Raw genomic sequence first — 17,335 nt, 5'->3', positions numbered from 1 at the left:
ATGTAATGGCATTAGATGATAAATTTAAAGATGAAGCTGTGAATAATAATATAGAAACACAGCCATGCGAAAATAACATTAAAGAAGGTGTTTTTTTATCTGACGATAAAAACATTATTGACGCATTAGATAAGTTTTCTCGTAGCCCTTTTGATGAAGATTGGGAAGAAGTAGAAAGTGAACAATTTCCAGGAGAATTAGCGCATGAAACTATGCCGACAGGTATCCCACTTGATGCTTTAATGGCCTATGTTGACCAAGTTAGCCAAGATGATTCCTTCGATCCTAAAATACGGTTAATAGCAGAAGAAATTAAAGGTCACGATAAATTACAAGAAGCTATTCGTAATCATTTTGATCCTGATGGTGGCGAAAATACTGAAGATTTTCTTAATTTCATGCTTGCATTTATACCTGCAAATGAAAGGCCAGAAGATGCCGGATTAACCTATAAAGGAATGAAATCGAAATATAATAAATATCATTATAAAATTGATTTTCAATTAACAAGAACTCAAGTTCATGGAATACAAGACTTCGACAGTATTGATGGTGCAATAGATCAACAAGATGAAATCAAAATGTTGCTTGGCTATAAAAATGTTATGTTATCTCATGTTGATTATAAAAGTAAAAAACGAACGATTACAATTACCCCTAAATTAATAATACAAGGGTTAGAGTTAGGAAAAGGAAAAAAAGATAAGGTAACTGAAAAGGATTACGATGAATTAGCCAGTGATTTAGTCTCTTTTATTATTTCTGAAATTAAAGAACAAGAAGTTAAAGAAAAAATAGAATTAGGAAAGTCAATTGTTGTTGATATAGCCTTTTTATTAACAGGTATTGGTGGTGTATTAACGCTAGCTAAAAATGGTGCTAGAGCTTTACCATTAATTGCGGAAGGATTTAATATAATCTATACAACAAATGAGTTAATAGAAGATACCTCTGCCTTATGGGGGTATAACAATGATAAAGGATATAATGTTTTATTAAACTCAATGAAATATCTTGATTCGAAAACAGGTGAGACTAAAGGTTTTGTCACAACCTATCATGCCATGAATATGTTTATGTGTTTTGGTAAGAAAGTTAAAACCCAAGTAATAACAAGTGGAATAAGCACGAGTTTAGGAACTGCGATTTCTGTAAGTTCAATTACGGGGGAACCTCAAATTATGGATATTAATAAATAAAAATATAAAGGATTATATTTATGGCTAATAAGCCAAGACCTATCAAATATGATGAGACTCACTCTATTAATGTCAGCGTCACAAATAAAGATGAAATAAAAAATTAGGTGATGTTAATATTACTCAATTTAAAATGGTAGGAAAAACATTTCAAACGCATTTTGATGATACAATTGTCACTTGTTTTGGTCCCAAAGCGGATGGCTCATGTATTTTACGTATCCAAGGTAAACCCAAGGGAAGTACGCATCGAGTGACTGGACACATAGAGATTAATTTAAAATCACATCATGATCTTAATAAGATATTACAGTCCAATCTTTTTTATGATGGCGTCACATCATTAAAGTTGGCTCACTTTGTTGGGTATGTGGGTGAAAGCCACGTTATTAATGAAATTAAAAAGGGAACCTTATTTGATAAGTTATTTTTAAAAACAAGAAGTGGAAAAGCACCACTTGCTAACAAAGAATCTAGGATTAAAAATGGCAATACAGATATATTAAACCCTTTATATGGTAAAAGCTTTGATCCTGAAAAAATGATAGCATTGCAAAATAAAAAAGGACAAGGAATAGATTTGATTTGTAAGATAGAGCCGACTCCACCTCCGCCAGATTGGGTGACTTTTGAAATAAAAACAGTGATGAAAGATAAATTTGGTGCTAACACAACGCCCACAGGAGGAAAAGCTAGTGAAATACAAAAAAGTTATTTTGAAAATATAAATAAACATTCATTATTAGCTAAGGAATCTTTTTATCAAGGAAGTAATGAATATAGTTTAGGAAAAAAAGAAAGGAAAATTTTATTAAATATACTTGAATCCTGCGAAGAGAAAAATTTGGTTGGATTTAAATTAACAGTAGGTATAGATAATAAATTTAATATTTCTAATAACAATAAATATAATCAATTTTATATAATAGAGAATCTTAAAAATGACTAGACTCAATAAAGCTTTAAAATACATTGAAAAAGAAGTAGTTAATAAAAAATTAGAGATGTCTCTGATATTGAAAAGTTAATTAATGAAGATATTATTGATAATGTTTTGGAAATTCAAAATGATAATAATTCTCGCAAGGATAAATATATAAGATATATGTCAATTTTAAAAATTGAGTCCGGTGCTATTTCTATTATATAGATATATATCAAATATATAAAAATACAAATAAAGTACCATATTCTTTTGAGCGATTTTTTTATCATAAAAATATATATTTTATTTTGGATTATTTTAATTGTTTTAATAGAAAAAGAATTTTTTTAAATCTTGCAGAACAAGGTGAAATCTTATTAATGAATTTTGCTTGTAATTATTTTAAGTTCAGTGAAATTTGTTACGATAAAATAATAGAAAATATTCAATCAGGTAAAATGGCAAACTCGCTCCCCATGTATACGCGCCCTCAAAAATTAGGCGTACTAGCGATTGAAATGTTAGCCAGTGAAAAAAAGGAAACTATTGATTGGGAAAGTGCAGGTATTCCGATTGATCCTTTCTATCAGCGCTTCTGCCAAGAAGCTCTTTATTGTGAAAATGATGAAATTTTAATCCCATGGTTAATAGAATTATGCGATAAGCATATTCAGTGGTCAGCATTATTTCGAAATAATGAAAATGAGCAAAGTGCAACAGGTTATGAAGTTGATATGGAAATACTCATTGCTTGGCCTTTTGAATATCAAGCCGTGAAAAATTTTCGTGCTCGTCATGGCTTAAGTACCCCCATAATCGATCATCCATTATTAAAAACACCGATGGCTATCGATGATCATCGTCCTGATATGGTGGGTTGGTTAGAGACTATGCCTGAAATTTATCATTAAATTATAGATGATTTAATTAAAATAACCCCAGAGCTAAAAGTCATTCATACATTATTTTAGTCTTGATTAAAATTAAACTAAGGTTTTTGTTCTAAAATGATACTGACAGCAAAAAGCAAACAGATAATTAAGGACAACATTCTTCAGTAATTTTATATGGAAGCAATAGAATTCCTTGAAGATGAGCATAAATTAGTGTTGGATTATTATAATATTAAACAAAAAGCACTATTGGAAATTTTGAAAAACAATTATCACTATTTTGATAAACAACATCGTACAAGCCAATATTTATGCGTTTTTCAAACTATATTAATGATTTATTTTGGTCAGTTTTATAAAAAATCTTTTTTTCATAAAAAATTAGAAATAAACATGAACAATGTTATCACTTATAGAAATAAAGAAAGTCAATCTTGGTTACAAGAAAAAATCAGACTTAAAAAAGATTTAATAGTAAAAGAAAATACTGATTATTTTATTAAGGATGTTAAAAACAGTTACTTTTATATCAGTACTGGACAATCAACATTAGAAAAAGAGATTGATAAGTTTGTTTTTAAAGATCCTCTTTGTCGATTTAAAGAATCGCAAAAGGAAAAAAAACTATTTATTAATAATGCTATTAAAAATATTCAACCTTTGTCTATAAATAAAAGTGCTATTACTTATCTCTGTATAATAGCTCAATATATTGATGAGTTAGGTTGTTTTCAAGATATATTACGGCCAAAGTGGTATGGAAAATTAGATTTTCCAGAACTAATTCCTTGGCAGTTTGGAATAATCTCAGGGAATTAATTAATAATAAAGAGAACGTTAAACATGCGTAGCACAATTCAAGGAAGAAAAATCATTTTAAAAAATGATACAACTGATACTAAAGGAACCGTATTAAGCGGTTCTTTATTAGCAAAACAAACACATGAAATTGCCTGTTTAGGCGATGAAGTCTATTGCCCTGCTTGTCAGCAAAAAGGCAAAATTATTGAGGGAGATACCATGATGAAAATAAACAATATTCCCGTCGCGTTAGAAGGGCATAAAGTGCAATGCGGTTGTTTAAAGGGTTGTGTCTTAATGGCAGCGGAGTGATCTATTTTTAATTAGGCGGAGACTTCCGCCTAATATTCGCATCTCTATTTTTATCGATATCTAAAATATAAAAATACTTAAGTACAAAAACTATTTTTTATCGCTCGCAAAGAGTTTAGGTATTTCACGTAAACACCACGATTTAGCTTCACCCATGCTGTCTCTTCGCCATGCCATAATAATATTATTTTCATGATGATATTCTGGGCCAACAACACGTAATCGCCCTTCTTTAATATCATCTTCAATTAAATCAATCGGCATTGTCGCCACACCTAAACCTGCAATTAACGCTCGGCGCTTATCTTCAATAGAACTGACCGTTAAACGACGTTGTTTATCTAATAATAAGACCGTTAAAACAGGGCGTTCTCTTGCGGTATCTGCAATTGCAATACCCCGATATTTTAAGCGAGTTTCTTCTGCTAATGGTTCAGGCTCGTTATGGATAGGGTGATCTGGACTGGCAACGTAAACACTGGTGGTATTGTATAAAGGGCGAAAGTTGATTTCAGATGAAGTGCGAAAATGCATATCGGGTGAAATCACAATATCACATTTACCGCTTTCTAAGCTTTCCCATGCCCCTGCTAAGACTTCAGTGACTAACGAAAGTTGCGTATTAGATTTTTCAGCTAATTTATCAACTAAAGGAAAGAGTCGAGAAGCCGGTGTAAGCGCTTCACAAACGATGGTGATATGTGGCTCCCAACCTCTTGCTAAGGCTTCTGCATCTGACGTTAATTTATCAGCCGCCTCAAGCAGTATGCGCCCTCTATCAAGCAACATTCTACCGACATTGGTAAATTTAGTTCGATGTCCAGAACGGTCAAAAAGGACAACGTCTAAATCTTCTTCTAATTTTTGCATGGTATAACTGAGTGCCGATGGAACTCGATTTAGTTCATCAGCAGCTGCTGCAAAACTCCCTCTACGATCAATGGCATCCATGACTCGTAAAGATTCCAATGTAATGGCTTTGTCTTTACTCATTATACTTATCTCTATCAAATAATTTGATTATAGGCACCAGATTAACTTGCTAACAATAGACAGTCCATACCTCTATGATAAATATATTGATAATCTACTCGAAAAATACCGCTATGATAAAATACAGAACAGCACAACAGTGTGGTAAAGCGGATTATGGATGGCTACAAGCTCGCTACACATTTTCCTTTGGCCACTATTTTGACCCTCATTTTTTAGACTATGGCACGCTAAGAGTTCTTAACCAAGAAGTGCTTGCACCAAATTCAGAATTTAAAGCAAAGACTTATCCTCATGTTGATGTGGTTAATCTTATTCTTCAAGGAGAAGCGACATACCTTGATAATATGGGACGGACAGTCACAGCAAAAGAAAATGAGTGCTTACTTATTTCACCCCATAATACAGAAACTTATATTGAGAAAAATAGCAGTCCAGACACGCCATTAACCCGTATCCAGTTGTGGCTAAATGCTTGTCCACAACAAGAAAGTTTAGCTTCACAAAAATTGATATTAGATGAAAATTTAAAATATCAATTATTAGCTTCGCCTACGGGTGATGATGGTTCATTAATGTTAAGGCAAACTATTTGGCTTTATCATATTCATTTGCAAGCAGGCGATGAAATTACACTGCCAATAAAAGGACAGAAAGGCTTTTTGCAATCCATAAAAGGCGGCACCTATTTGCAAACATCAACACAAGAAAATGGACAAATCCAGTGTGGCGATGGCGCTTTTATTCAAGATAGCCATAGTATTACATTGAAAAGCTCGGCTGAATTTCGTGGTTTATTTATTGATATTATCTCATGATAATTAATTTAGATGGGCTTAAAAGCAGAAAACCCTCGACACACAATGTGAATCGAGGGTTTTTTATGAGGTGAGTTGACCGTTAAGCCGGGTTCTGTCGTGGACAACCATTCATCTAGGCCAGAACTTGCGCGCTGGCTCCAGCAACCTACCCGGGTTCAATGCGGGCCGCACCATAAGAACCCCTATTTGGTCTTGCTCCGGGTGGAGTTTACCATGCCACAAACTGTTACCAGTTGCGCGGTGCGCTCTTACCGCACCCTTTCACCCTTACCTGATCCTGTAAACAGGCCATCGGCGGTTTACTCTCTGCTGCACTTGTCGTAGGCTCGCGCCTCCCAGACGTTATCTGGCACCCTGCCCTGTGGAGCCCGGACTTTCCTCCCCTCTATCCGTCTCCCCGAAGGGACAACGATAAAGCAGCGGTTGTCTAGTCAACTCAGGGTGCGGATTATAGGGATTCTGATAGAAAATGTATAGCAAAAGAAGCTAAAAAATCACTTTACTCGTCTTGAGCTTCACCATTTTGCTCAATAACGTGTTTATAAAGTGCATTTTTCTTCACGCCATAAATTTCAGCTGTCACTGCGGCTGCTTTTTTCAGCGGTAATTCTTTTTGTAAAATCGCGAGTGTTCGTAATACCTCAGGGGGAAAATCATTATCGACCGGTTTTTCATATCCCTCAACAATGAGAACCATCTCACCTTTACGGCGGTTTTCATCTTCAAGTACCCATTTGAGTAATTCACCTACTGGCATACCTTGAATAGTTTCCCACGTTTTTGTGAGCTCTCTCGCTAATACTACATAGCGATTTTCACCCCAAACTGTCACCATATCAGCTAAACTATCTAACAACCGATGTGTTGATTCATAAAAAATCAATGTACGAGGTTCTTCTGACAATTCACGTAGGCAATCTTGGCGACTTTTTGTTTTTGCTGGTAAAAAACCTTCATAACAAAAACGATCAGAAGGAAGCCCTGCAGCAGAAAGTGCCGTAATAGCAGCACAAGCGCCAGGCAGTGGCACTACATTTATGCCATTTTTACGACATTGATTGACTAAATGATAGCCAGGATCGTTAATTAATGGTGTACCTGCATCAGAGACTAATGCGATACTTAGCCCCTGTTGTAATTTGCTAATTAATTGATCTGCTTTTTGCTGTTCATTATGATCATGTAACGCATACAAACGTGCGTTAATGGCAAAGTGCTGTAATAGAAGCCCTGTATGACGGGTATCTTCTGCAGCAATTAAATCGACATGAGACAGCACATCAAGTGCCCGCTGGGTGATATCGCCCAGATTACCAATAGGTGTGGGTACTATGTACAGTGTGGATGTCGTTACCGCTGCTCGATTAGGTTGATTCATTGTTTATTCCGAATGACCGATTTAAAATTGAGCATAATTATAAAACATCACTGGGTACAGTATGCTTTCCTCAATTTTTGTGCGTTTTAAAACAGGTTTATCCTATACTGCGATACTCTCTGCGCTGATTATGTCAGGTTGTACCCTGACGGGGCAACAAGAACCACCTCTCACTCCCGCTGCAAAAGCAGAAATGGAGATGAAACAATTTCAAAAAGTAATTGATGATGCTCAAGGGCAAGCATCTTTAGATGTTATTAGAGCCTATATTGGACTAGAAACATTAATTACCGATCCTGAGCTACATCAGAAAAATATTGATGATACATGGCTCACACTGACCAAACTCACACCTGAACAACGCCGTAGTGTGGTTATCAAAGCAGATGAAAATACTCTGCAAGGTTGGTTAGACTTACTCAACACATATGAATACAACAAAGATGATGCTGATAAGTTATCAATGGCCATTAGAGAATGGCAAACTCGCTATCCTCGTAACCCAGCCGCGTTAACGCTTCCTGTATCATTATTACGCCTTTCACAGCCTTCTGTCAGTGCAAGTAGTCAAATTGCCTTATTATTACCTTTAACAGGGCAGGCTAAAGTGTTCGGTGAAGCTATTCGCCAAGGTTTTCTTGATGCGCAAAGTGGTTTACCACAACCCCAAGCAATACCCGAACCAGAAGCACCTAAAAATGATGACAGTCTTGCTTCCATTTTAGAAGAATTAGGTATCAGCAATACTGAAACACCAATAACAGATACCGCACAAGAACCAACTGAAAAGACTGAAGCGACTCAAGATAAAGAAAAAGAGAGCGTTGCATTTTCAGGTGATCCCACTCTACGTTTAGATCCTGTTGCTCAAAATGCACGTCAAGTGATCGTTTATGATACCAATAGCCAACCTCTTGATATCTTACTGAAAAAAGTACAACAAGATGGCGCTAACTTAATTGTCGGTCCACTGTTAAAACCTGAAGTCATGAAAACCATTGAACTTCAAAGTGGCTTGCCAGTATTAGCATTAAATGAGTTAGATGCGATCCCTTCTGCAACAACCGTCTGTTTCTTCTCACTTTCACCTGAAGATGAAACCCGTAATGCTGCACAGCATTTACGTCAGCAACAAAAATCGACCCCATTAATTATTGTTCCAGATAATAAATTTGGTCAAAGAATGGCACAAACTTTTGCTGATGAATGGCAACGCACAGGTGGGGGGACTGTTTTACAACAAACCTTCAGTTCTGTTGAAAGCTTAAAAGCATCGATTAATCGTGGTGTGGGTATTCGTATGACAGGAACACCTGTGTTACCAACAGAAAATGCACCTTTACCATTAGACACTCAATCTATTCCATCTGCTGGTGGTTCGATTGATTCGGTTTATATCATTGCCACTAGTGATGAATTAACCTTAATTAAACCTATGATCGATATGGCGATCAGTACGAAAAAACGCCCGCCGATCTATGTCAGTTCACGTAGCAATCAAGGTGGAACAGGACCTGATTTCCGTATGGAAATGGACGGTATTCAATTTAGTGATATTCCATTGATGGCGGGTGCTAATTTGCCGTTAATGCAAAAAGCGTCAAGTAAATTTGCGAACGATTACTCATTAATGCGCCTTTATGCTATGGGAATTGATGCATGGTCATTAGCAAACAATTACAATGATCTAACAAAAGGTACCCTGCGTTTTAATGGTATTTCAGGCTCATTACGTGTTGAAGATAACTGTACTGTTTATAGACAACTTCCTTGGATGCAATTTAAACAAGGTAAAATTGAACCTGTTACACAGTAATAGATGCATGCTGTTATTATAAAAACAAACCGCCTTTATGGCGGTTTGTTTTATGAATTATAAAGGAAGAAAATCATGGATGATTTTTCTAAAAGCCCTTACTTTTTAGGGCTGTACTATGAGCAAAAAGCGCTAAAATACTTACGCCAACAAGGATTAAGATTCATTGCACGCAATGTCCGATATCCCTGCGGAGAAATTGATCTTATTATGCAGGACAACAGGACATGGGTATTTGTTGAGGTTCGTTTTAGATACAACACCTTATTAGGTGATGCGATAAGCTCCATTACCTACCCTAAACGTCGTCGCTTATGGCGTACAGCAAAGTGTTGGTTAGCACAGCGCCAAGAAAGTATCGAGACATCAGACTGTCGCTTTGATGTTTGTGCATTTAATCAACGCCAGTTAATATGGTTAAAAAACATTCTCGATTATACGGAATTTATTCGTTAAATTAGATTATATAGGTCTTAACGTGCTTGATAGAATCAAAGTCTGCTTTACAGAGAGTATTCAAACTCAAATTGCAGCAGCAGAAGCATTACCTGATGCCATTTCCAGAGCCGCCATGATGATGGTTCAATCATTGTTAAACGGCCATAAAATATTAAGCTGTGGAAACGGTAGCTCGGCAGCAACAGCACAACGATTTGCCGCAAGCATGATCCATCGTTTTGAAACAGAACGCCCAAGCTTGCCTGCATTATCGTTAAATACAGATAGCGTGGTGATGACTGCCATTATGGGGAATCAGCAACATGATGAGATCTACGCTAAACAAGTACGCGCATTAGGACAAGCTGGTGATGTACTACTTGCTATTTCGACACACGGTAACAGTCGAAGCATTATTAAAGCCGTTGAAGCCGCAGTCACACGAGATATGACCATTGTTGCATTAACAGGCTATGATGGCGGAGAACTTGCTGGGTTATTAGGCCCGCAAGACGTTGAAATTCGCATTCCTTCTCAACGCACCGTCAGAATACAGGAAGTTCAGATGCTAACAGTCAATTGTCTCTGTGATTTAATTGATAATACATTATTCCCACATCAGGATGACTAAGGAGTTACTATGAAATTGCTTCCTATCACCGCAGTGCTGTGCTCTGCACTGTTACTACAAGGCTGTATCGGTGCCGCTGTTGTCGGCACGGCTGCAGTTGCAGGCAAAACCGCAACCGATCCTCGCTCATTAGGGCAACAAGTTGATGATGGTACATTGGAAGCCCGTGTTTCTGGTGCTCTAAATAAAAACGAACAGATCAAGAAAAGTAATTCACGTATTGTGGCTACAGCTTATCAAGGCAATATATTATTAACAGGTCAAAGTCCTGATATGTCTGTGGCTAATACGGCAAAACAAGTCGCAAGTAAAGTTGAAGGTGTAAATAACGTCTATAACGAAGTCCGCCAAGGCGAACCAGTGACATTAGGCACAGCCTCCTCAGATACCTGGTTAACAACTAAAGTTCGCTCTCAAATTTTAGGCAGTGATTCAGTCAAATCGTCTTCAGTCAAAGTGATCACTGAAAATGGTGAAGTGTTCTTATTTGGCATTTTAACCCGCCAAGAAGGCGCGGCTGTTGCGAAAATCGCCAGTGAAACCAAAGGGGTTGTGAAAGTAACAACCGCATTTACTTACCTTAATTAACCCCACATTTTGATATTGTTTCTGTATTATCCTGTCAGTATCGGCCCTTGTGAATAACGGCCGATACTGACAGTGTCTCGCTTAACTAAATCGGGCTGCATTAAAACATGTCGTTAGCGTCTTAACATCCCTTTATCAATAATAAAATCGATAATAGTTTTCAAGCCTACTTTTTCTTTTAAGTTGGTGAAAACATAAGGTTTCACAGGACGCATTCTAGCCGTATCCGCTTCCATTACTTCTAATGATGCGCCAACATAAGGTGCCAGATCGATTTTATTAATTACTAATAAATCCGAATGTGTAATACCAGGACCACCTTTACGTGGGATTTTTTCCCCTTCAGCTACATCAATCACATAAATGGTTAAATCCGCCAGTTCTGGACTAAACGTTGCACTCAAATTATCGCCACCACTTTCTACAAAAACAATATCAAGATTTTTGTGACGCATTGCCAATTCTTCAACAGCGGCAAGATTCATCGATGCATCTTCACGAATGGCGGTATGAGGACATCCTCCTGTTTCTACACCAATAATACGATCGGCATCTAATGCTTCAGCACGTGTTAAGATTTTGGCATCTTCTTGGGTATAAATATCATTAGTGACAACCGCGATTTCATAAGTATCTCGCATTGCTTTACAAAGAACTTCTAACAGTGCCGTTTTTCCTGATCCAACAGGGCCACCAACACCGATACGCAGTGGTTGATTATATTCTTGCATATAGGTTTCTCATGAACGAAAAAGTCGAGTGTATTGTGTTTCATGACGACTACTGGCGATGATTTGCGCTGGTGTAAAACTCCCAATATCCTCCGTTGGCCAGAGTGCGGATTGCTCAACAATCGCAGGGATCTGCGCTGCTAATGTAAATAATATTTTCTGTCCCGCACTTTGTCCCAATGGAATAAGTTTTACACCTGACATCACTGTATTTTCAAGCCACCCCCAAGCGTAAGCACAACATAACTTTTCAGCTGAAATATTCCATTTCACCGCTGCTAACGCAAATGCCATAAGCTGTGTCTGTTTTACACACGCTTGTAAGTTTTCATCTAACTCAATCTCTAATTGAGGCAGTAGGCGAGCGAAAGCGATACCACGTTGGCGCTCTTCTTGTCGCAACTCTTTCGTTTCACGACTTGCGATAATAAAATCACACCAATACTTCACTTCACTCATTTTAGCTTGTGCCAAACTTTCTTGTAGTCGCCGTAATATAGGGAGTTCTAACGTTGCTAAAGTGCCTATCATTTGGGTACTTAGCCAATCCGTTAATGTTTCAGGAGAACAAACCCACCCCTTTTCAATTGCCCACTCTAACCCTTGAGAATATGTAAACGATCCTACGGGTAAAGAAGGACTGACTAATTGATATAAGCGCAGATCTGCAAGCATCAATAGGCTCCCTTATTCAAATAATTAGTGGTGGTGCTGATCGTCATGATCATGATGATGGTGATGATGGCCACCACTAGACGATCCACCATAAGCGCCCGGCTCTGGTTGATATTTTTCCAAGCCGACAACAACACTTGCCCCTAAACCTCTCGCCATATCATCTAAAACATGATCGTGAAAATAACGACACCAACCAGTTTCAATTTGTAATGGGACATGGCGATTGCCTAAGTGGTAACAAACTCGTGCTAGTAACAGTGGATCTTCGCTATACACCGTGGAAACTTGTTCTTTAGCTGCTTCAATGGTGACTAGCATATTATCTTCTGATCGTAAAACATCGCCCTCTTTTAGCACTGTGCCACGGGGTAAAAAGAGCCCAGCTTCTTGTCCATCACTTAAAGTGACTTTTAAGCGACTTTTGGTTCTTTCATCCATCGTTAAACACAACGTAAGGACGTGCTTTTCCGATGTTGCCATTTCAAGCGCTTTCTCTTTATCTATAATTTGAGTAAATCTTTTCATTCTCTATCTTCTCGATAAACCGTTATCAAAAGAGGAAATAACGTTGTGCCATCGGTAATTGCGTCGCAGGTTCACACACTAATGGCACACCATCCGCTTTCACAATATAGGTTTGCGGATCAAGCTCGATATGTGGCACATAGCTATTGTGGATCATCGATGCTTTTGTCACGCTACGACAACCTTGAACACGACCAATTAAGCTTTTTAAGCCGAGTTTTTCAGGGACACGCGCTTCAATGCCCGCTTTAGACATAAAGATCATCGACGTTTGATATTTTGCTTTTCCTAAACAGGCATACATTGGACGATAGTGCACAGGTTGAGGTGTTGGAATAGCGGCGTTAATGTCTCCCATTGGCGCATAAGCCACCATGCCACCTTTCATAATCAGTGCAGGTTTCACGCCAAAGAAAGCCGGATCCCATAAAACTAAATCAGCCAACTTTCCTTTTTCAACAGAGCCAACTTCATGCGCAATACCATGCGCTAGAGCAGGATTAATAGTGTACTTCGCCACATAACGCTTAATACGATGGTTATCACTTTCAGCGGTATCACCCTCTAATGTGCCACGCTGTAATTTCATTTTGTGCGCACATTGCCAAGTACGAAGGATCACTTCACCTACACGCCCCATTGCCTGTGAGTCTGACGACATAACAGAAATAGCCCCCATATCATGTAAGATATCTTCTGCTGCGATAGTTTCACGACGAATACGTGACTCCGCAAAAGCGACATCTTCAGGAATAGAAGGATCAAGGTGATGGCAAACCATCAACATATCGAGATGTTCATCTACCGTGTTAATGGTATAAGGCATCGTTGGATTTGTTGAGGCAGGTAGAATATTGGGCTCTCCCACCGATTTAATCACATCCGGAGCATGTCCACCGCCAGCGCCTTCTGTGTGGAAAACATGGATCACGCGACCTGCAATTGCTTTTACGGTTTCTTCATAAAAACCACCTTCATTTAAGGTGTCGGAGTGAATAGCAACTTGCACATCCATTTCATCGGCAACATTAAGGCAGTTATGAATTGCCATTGGTGTTGCCCCCCAGTCTTCATGGATTTTTAAGCCAATAGCACCCGCTTCAATTTGTTCGCGAACGGCTTCTGGTTGACTCACACAGCCTTTACCGAATAACCCCACATTAATAGGCAATTCATCAACGGCTTCTAACATGCGGTGCATGTTCCAAATACCTGGGGTTACTGTGGTTGCATTAGTTCCAGCAACAGGCCCTGTCCCACCACCAATAAACGTGGTGACACCAGACACTAAACCTTCTTGTGCTTGTTGCGGACAGATAAAGTGAATATGCGTATCAACACCACCTGCGGTAACAATCTTACCTTCACCCGCAACTACTTCTGTAGCAGGCCCAACAATAATATCCACATTGGGTTGCACATCCGGATTACCCGCTTTGCCAATACCGACAATACGGCCATCCTTAATACCGATATCCGCTTTGACTATACCCCAATGGTCTAAAATAATGGCATTAGTGATAAGGACATCGACACACGCCGCATTCACAACTTGACTCTGCCCCATGCCATCACGAATAACTTTACCACCACCAAATTTGACCTCTTCACCATAAGTGGTGAAGTCTTTTTCTATTTCGAGGAAAAGCTCAGTATCTGCTAATCGCAGACGATCGCCTGTTGTTGGGCCAAACATATCTGCATAAGCTTGGCGTGAGATAGTTTTCATTTTTTCTCACTCTCCAATTTACCCATCACTTTGCCATGAAAGCCGTAAATTTCACGTTTTCCGGCAAAAGCCACTAATTCAACGGTACGGCTTTGACCGGGTTCAAAACGAACCGCCATACCTGCTGGAATATTCAAACGAAAGCCCAATGTGCTTTCTCGCTCAAAATTCAGTGCCTCATTCACCTCATAAAAATGATAATGAGAGCCCACTTGTACGGGTCTATCACCATGATTGGCAACCTGTATTATTTTTGTCTCTCTACCTGCATTAAGTTCAATATCCCCTAATGCCTGGTTAACGCTAATTTCACCGGGTATCATGTTATTACCTACACAATAGGATCGTGAATAGAAACAAGCTTAGTGCCATCAGGAAATGTACATTCAACTTGAATGTCTTTTATCATTTCTGGCACCCCTTCCATCACCTGCTCTGCTGTTAGAACAGTACGCCCTTCACTCATTAATTGAGCAACGGTTTTGCCATCACGAGCACCTTCCATAATGGCACAGCTAATCAATGCTACTGCTTCAGGATAATTAAGCTTAAGCCCTCTCGCTAAACGTCTTTCAGCAACAAGACCCGCAGTGAAAAGCAGTAATTTATCTTTTTCTCTTGGTGTTAATTCCATTTCTGCTCCTAAAATTAACGATTATGTCGCCCATATACGAGGCGGCTCAGGGCAATACCCTAACCAGTGTTGTCTGACGGTTTGCCAAACTTGAGCAAAACACGCCATCATCGGCTCTGTTTGTGAGCCTAATAACCGTAAAACTAAAATACCGTCTACATCCGTTAAACCATATTCGATAACATGATTGTAAGAAGCTGAGAAAGCCTCAACACATTGTTGAATAAGATTTTTTAATTCATCGCTTGCAGGATAAATATAAAGCGAACCCAACATAGGAAATTCACGCATTGCAGCGGCTTTATTTTGTAAACCATTAACAAAAAGCGATTCTGTTAATGTCAGCTTTTCATCAATATAAAAGTTAAAACGCCCTTTAACATTGCCATTTTCAAACCACTCATTTAAAACAGGGCGACCAAAACATTGAATTTCCCACCCAATAAATTTGGCAGTAGATGCAATATGAATATGTGTTTCTAGGTGTACTTGGGCATCAGGGAAAAAGATATTTTCCTGTGGAAGCCACTCTAAAAAACCATGTGATGCGACATTTAATGTTTGAATTTGACGAGCCACGCCACCAGCACTACGGTAAAACTTGGTTGCGCCAGGCGTGGTAAGTAATGCATGAGCTTCCGTTTGAACATCAATATTAATCAATAAATTATCACCACCTACTACACCACCAGGAGGATGGAGTAAATAAGTGTGTGCAATACCTTGCTCAGGATAAAAAGGTCGCTGAACCATTAATGGGCCGATATGGCGTTTTTCTGTAAGACGTGTCATTCCGCGCTTTACTTCATAACGTAAAACGATTTCAGCAAGCCAACCTTTCCCTGAAAAGTTAGACATACTCACTCCTGCCAACTTGGCAAAATTATCAAAAAATCAGGAAAATACGTGAATACATACAGCACTATCCATAAGATTGAGTCATTCAAAATCAAATAGAAAATAAGCTAATGAATGTTGGATAGGGTGTGGGTAAAAAGACAAACCGTGATACCCTAAGAACAGGATAATCCCCTTCGTCTGTGACGCGCGATTCTACACCTTATTACAAAAAATGCGTTTTAAATAAATAGCAATTTATTTAGAAAAAATGACACTGATTAAAATAAATGTAAAAAATGAGCATATATCTATATTGTCATCTTTCACCAACGGGATTATATTCTGTGCCACTCTCATGCATTTCACATGACGGCTCTCATTGTTAACTAGAATAACCTCTCTATTTATTCTAGAGGTGACTTCTATGTTTATACAACAATTGAGTTCACTGTAAACAGTGTTTATTTAAGCAACATTGATACTTAGCTTGCCTGCGGTATATTGGAGATTATGGAATACAAACACATTCTATCCTCTAACCAAATGTCTTTAAAAACGTTTTACATCGAAAACCCGATGATAGCGATGGTTAGTGGCGCAAAAGGGACAATTTGCATCAATGGTCAAACTATTGATGTATCAACCCACTTAACACTTATTATTCCCAAATATAGCCAGGTTTCTTGTGATATTGTTAACCAATTCACGCATAAATCGATTGAGCTACATACGCTCGTTTTATGCGAAACAGAACTTCAATCTGTCTTTTCTTTACTAAAGCCTTTAATTAAATCTAGCTCTCCGCTAACAAGCCATCTTCCGGCTTATCATTTATCTACGCCCGAAGTGATAAAGAGTAACTTCAGCATACTCAAACAGTGTCTACCATTACCACACGGCTCCCCATCCCAAGAAACCATGTTTATGCAACAGTGCCTATTTTTTATTTTGATGGCGGTGTATCAAGAAGGTGTCGATATTTTAAACATCTTCCGATTTAATTATGATGAACCTAAAAATCAGGCAATTACACATTTAATCACACAAGATCCACAACGAAAATGGCATTTAGACGATGTAGCAAAAACGCTCTTTACCACCCCATCAACACTGCGTCGGCACTTAAATAAAGAAGGGGTTTCATTTTGCCAATTATTATTAGATGTCCGAATGGGGATTGCCTTAAATTATCTGACATTTTCTAACTATTCTGTCTTTCAAATCAGTCATCGTTGTGGTTTTGGTAGTAACGCCTATTTTTGCGATGCGTTTAAACGTAAATACGGTATCACGCCATCACAATTTCGTATTCAGTCTCGTCAAGCTAATGATCCTTCTGCGATAACAAAACTGTCAGAAAAAATTGCAGAGCCCGATAAAAAAATATTTCAAACTTTATAAAG

Annotated in this window: 20 protein-coding genes and 1 other RNA gene; 11 read left to right on the top strand and 10 right to left on the bottom strand. The window is 38.2% G+C overall.

Going from position 1 to position 17,335, the window contains the following annotated elements; all coding sequences use genetic code 11:
• Positions 1–5 precede the first annotated feature (5 nt).
• The 5 genes from GWI97_RS02835 to GWI97_RS02820 all read left to right on the top strand — a co-directional run bounded on the left by GWI97_RS02835 (position 6) and on the right by GWI97_RS02820 (position 4,130).
• The gene (locus GWI97_RS02835; protein WP_161751830.1) at positions 6–1,199 is read left to right on the top strand and encodes a hypothetical protein; all 1,194 of its coding nucleotides are present in this window, start codon (positions 6–8) and stop codon (positions 1,197–1,199) included.
• A 133-nt stretch (positions 1,200–1,332) separates the two neighbouring features.
• Positions 1,333–2,148, top strand: a complete 816-nt coding sequence (locus tag GWI97_RS18315) for a hypothetical protein (RefSeq protein ID WP_224215429.1) — start codon at positions 1,333–1,335, stop codon at positions 2,146–2,148.
• Between the two features lie 356 nt (positions 2,149–2,504).
• On the top strand, positions 2,505–3,035 hold the full coding sequence (locus GWI97_RS18310; protein WP_224215428.1) for a hypothetical protein: 531 nt from the start codon (positions 2,505–2,507) through the stop codon (positions 3,033–3,035).
• Positions 3,036–3,191: 156 nt separating this feature from the next.
• Complete coding sequence (locus GWI97_RS18175; protein ID WP_173807694.1) at positions 3,192–3,836, top strand: hypothetical protein; 645 nt, start codon at positions 3,192–3,194, stop codon at positions 3,834–3,836.
• Between the two features lie 24 nt (positions 3,837–3,860).
• A complete protein-coding gene (locus tag GWI97_RS02820) occupies positions 3,861–4,130 on the top strand; it encodes a PAAR domain-containing protein (protein ID WP_036933023.1) in 270 nt (89 codons plus the stop codon).
• A 90-nt stretch (positions 4,131–4,220) separates the two neighbouring features.
• Here GWI97_RS02820 and GWI97_RS02815 read toward each other — a convergent pair whose 3' ends face one another.
• The gene (locus GWI97_RS02815) at positions 4,221–5,123 is read right to left on the bottom strand and encodes a LysR family transcriptional regulator (protein WP_036933024.1); all 903 of its coding nucleotides are present in this window, start codon (positions 5,121–5,123) and stop codon (positions 4,221–4,223) included.
• Positions 5,124–5,236: 113 nt separating this feature from the next.
• On the opposite strand from GWI97_RS02815, the gene GWI97_RS02810 reads away from it, so the two are divergent.
• The gene (locus GWI97_RS02810; protein ID WP_036933025.1) at positions 5,237–5,941 is read left to right on the top strand and encodes a pirin family protein; all 705 of its coding nucleotides are present in this window, start codon (positions 5,237–5,239) and stop codon (positions 5,939–5,941) included.
• A gap of 67 nt (positions 5,942–6,008) precedes the next feature.
• Here the strand turns inward: GWI97_RS02810 and rnpB are convergent.
• Positions 6,009–6,383: RNase P RNA component class A (gene rnpB / locus GWI97_RS02805), an RNA gene on the bottom strand.
• Between the two features lie 60 nt (positions 6,384–6,443).
• Positions 6,444–7,322, bottom strand: coding sequence for a 16S rRNA (cytidine(1402)-2'-O)-methyltransferase (rsmI, locus tag GWI97_RS02800; protein ID WP_087802927.1), 879 nt, complete (start codon positions 7,320–7,322; stop codon positions 6,444–6,446).
• Positions 7,323–7,383: 61 nt separating this feature from the next.
• On the opposite strand from rsmI, the gene GWI97_RS02795 reads away from it, so the two are divergent.
• From GWI97_RS02795 to dolP, 4 genes are all read left to right on the top strand, one after another.
• Positions 7,384–9,138 carry a penicillin-binding protein activator gene (locus tag GWI97_RS02795; protein WP_087802925.1) on the top strand — a complete coding sequence of 585 codons (1,755 nt, stop codon included), beginning with the start codon at positions 7,384–7,386 and terminating at the stop codon, positions 9,136–9,138.
• Between the two features lie 75 nt (positions 9,139–9,213).
• Positions 9,214–9,594 carry a YraN family protein gene (locus GWI97_RS02790; RefSeq protein WP_036933028.1) on the top strand — a complete coding sequence of 127 codons (381 nt, stop codon included), beginning with the start codon at positions 9,214–9,216 and terminating at the stop codon, positions 9,592–9,594.
• Between the two features lie 22 nt (positions 9,595–9,616).
• The gene (gene diaA, locus GWI97_RS02785) at positions 9,617–10,207 is read left to right on the top strand and encodes a DnaA initiator-associating protein DiaA (RefSeq protein ID WP_004245257.1); all 591 of its coding nucleotides are present in this window, start codon (positions 9,617–9,619) and stop codon (positions 10,205–10,207) included.
• Positions 10,208–10,216: 9 nt separating this feature from the next.
• Positions 10,217–10,795 carry a division/outer membrane stress-associated lipid-binding lipoprotein gene (dolP, locus tag GWI97_RS02780; protein ID WP_036933029.1) on the top strand — a complete coding sequence of 193 codons (579 nt, stop codon included), beginning with the start codon at positions 10,217–10,219 and terminating at the stop codon, positions 10,793–10,795.
• A 113-nt stretch (positions 10,796–10,908) separates the two neighbouring features.
• On the opposite strand, the gene ureG is transcribed toward dolP, so the two are convergent.
• Genes ureG through GWI97_RS02745 form a run of 7 tightly spaced genes read right to left on the bottom strand, consistent with a single transcriptional unit; the run spans position 10,909 to position 15,950 of the window.
• Complete coding sequence (gene ureG / locus GWI97_RS02775) at positions 10,909–11,526, bottom strand: urease accessory protein UreG (RefSeq protein WP_036933030.1); 618 nt, start codon at positions 11,524–11,526, stop codon at positions 10,909–10,911.
• 9 nt (positions 11,527–11,535) lie between these two features.
• On the bottom strand, positions 11,536–12,201 hold the full coding sequence (locus GWI97_RS02770) for an urease accessory protein UreF (protein ID WP_036933031.1): 666 nt from the start codon (positions 12,199–12,201) through the stop codon (positions 11,536–11,538).
• Between the two features lie 24 nt (positions 12,202–12,225).
• Positions 12,226–12,729: an urease accessory protein UreE gene (ureE, locus tag GWI97_RS02765; RefSeq protein ID WP_036933032.1), complete on the bottom strand. Its 504-nt coding sequence runs from the start codon at positions 12,727–12,729 to the stop codon at positions 12,226–12,228.
• Positions 12,730–12,754: 25 nt separating this feature from the next.
• A complete protein-coding gene (gene ureC / locus GWI97_RS02760) occupies positions 12,755–14,458 on the bottom strand; it encodes an urease subunit alpha (RefSeq protein ID WP_036933033.1) in 1,704 nt (567 codons plus the stop codon).
• On the bottom strand, positions 14,455–14,781 hold the full coding sequence (locus GWI97_RS02755; RefSeq protein WP_036933035.1) for an urease subunit beta: 327 nt from the start codon (positions 14,779–14,781) through the stop codon (positions 14,455–14,457). The genes ureC and GWI97_RS02755 overlap by 4 nt, the downstream gene beginning before the upstream one ends.
• Positions 14,782–14,789: 8 nt before the next feature.
• Entirely contained in the window at positions 14,790–15,092 is a 303-nt protein-coding gene (locus tag GWI97_RS02750; protein WP_004908484.1) for an urease subunit gamma, read from the bottom strand.
• 21 nt (positions 15,093–15,113) lie between these two features.
• On the bottom strand, positions 15,114–15,950 hold the full coding sequence (locus GWI97_RS02745; RefSeq protein WP_115370475.1) for an urease accessory protein UreD: 837 nt from the start codon (positions 15,948–15,950) through the stop codon (positions 15,114–15,116).
• 492 nt (positions 15,951–16,442) lie between these two features.
• Between GWI97_RS02745 and GWI97_RS02740 the strand changes: the two genes are divergently transcribed.
• Positions 16,443–17,333 (top strand): AraC family transcriptional regulator, encoded by an 891-nt coding sequence (locus tag GWI97_RS02740; protein ID WP_036933040.1) that lies wholly within the window; start codon positions 16,443–16,445, stop codon positions 17,331–17,333.
• Positions 17,334–17,335 lie beyond the last annotated feature (2 nt).

The sequence above is a fragment of the Proteus sp. G2300 genome (assembly GCF_009915965.1).
Classification (GTDB): Bacteria; Pseudomonadota; Gammaproteobacteria; order Enterobacterales; family Enterobacteriaceae; genus Proteus; species Proteus vulgaris.
Note: the sequence above shows the minus strand (reverse complement) of the source record. Positions and strands in the feature narration are given on the sequence as shown.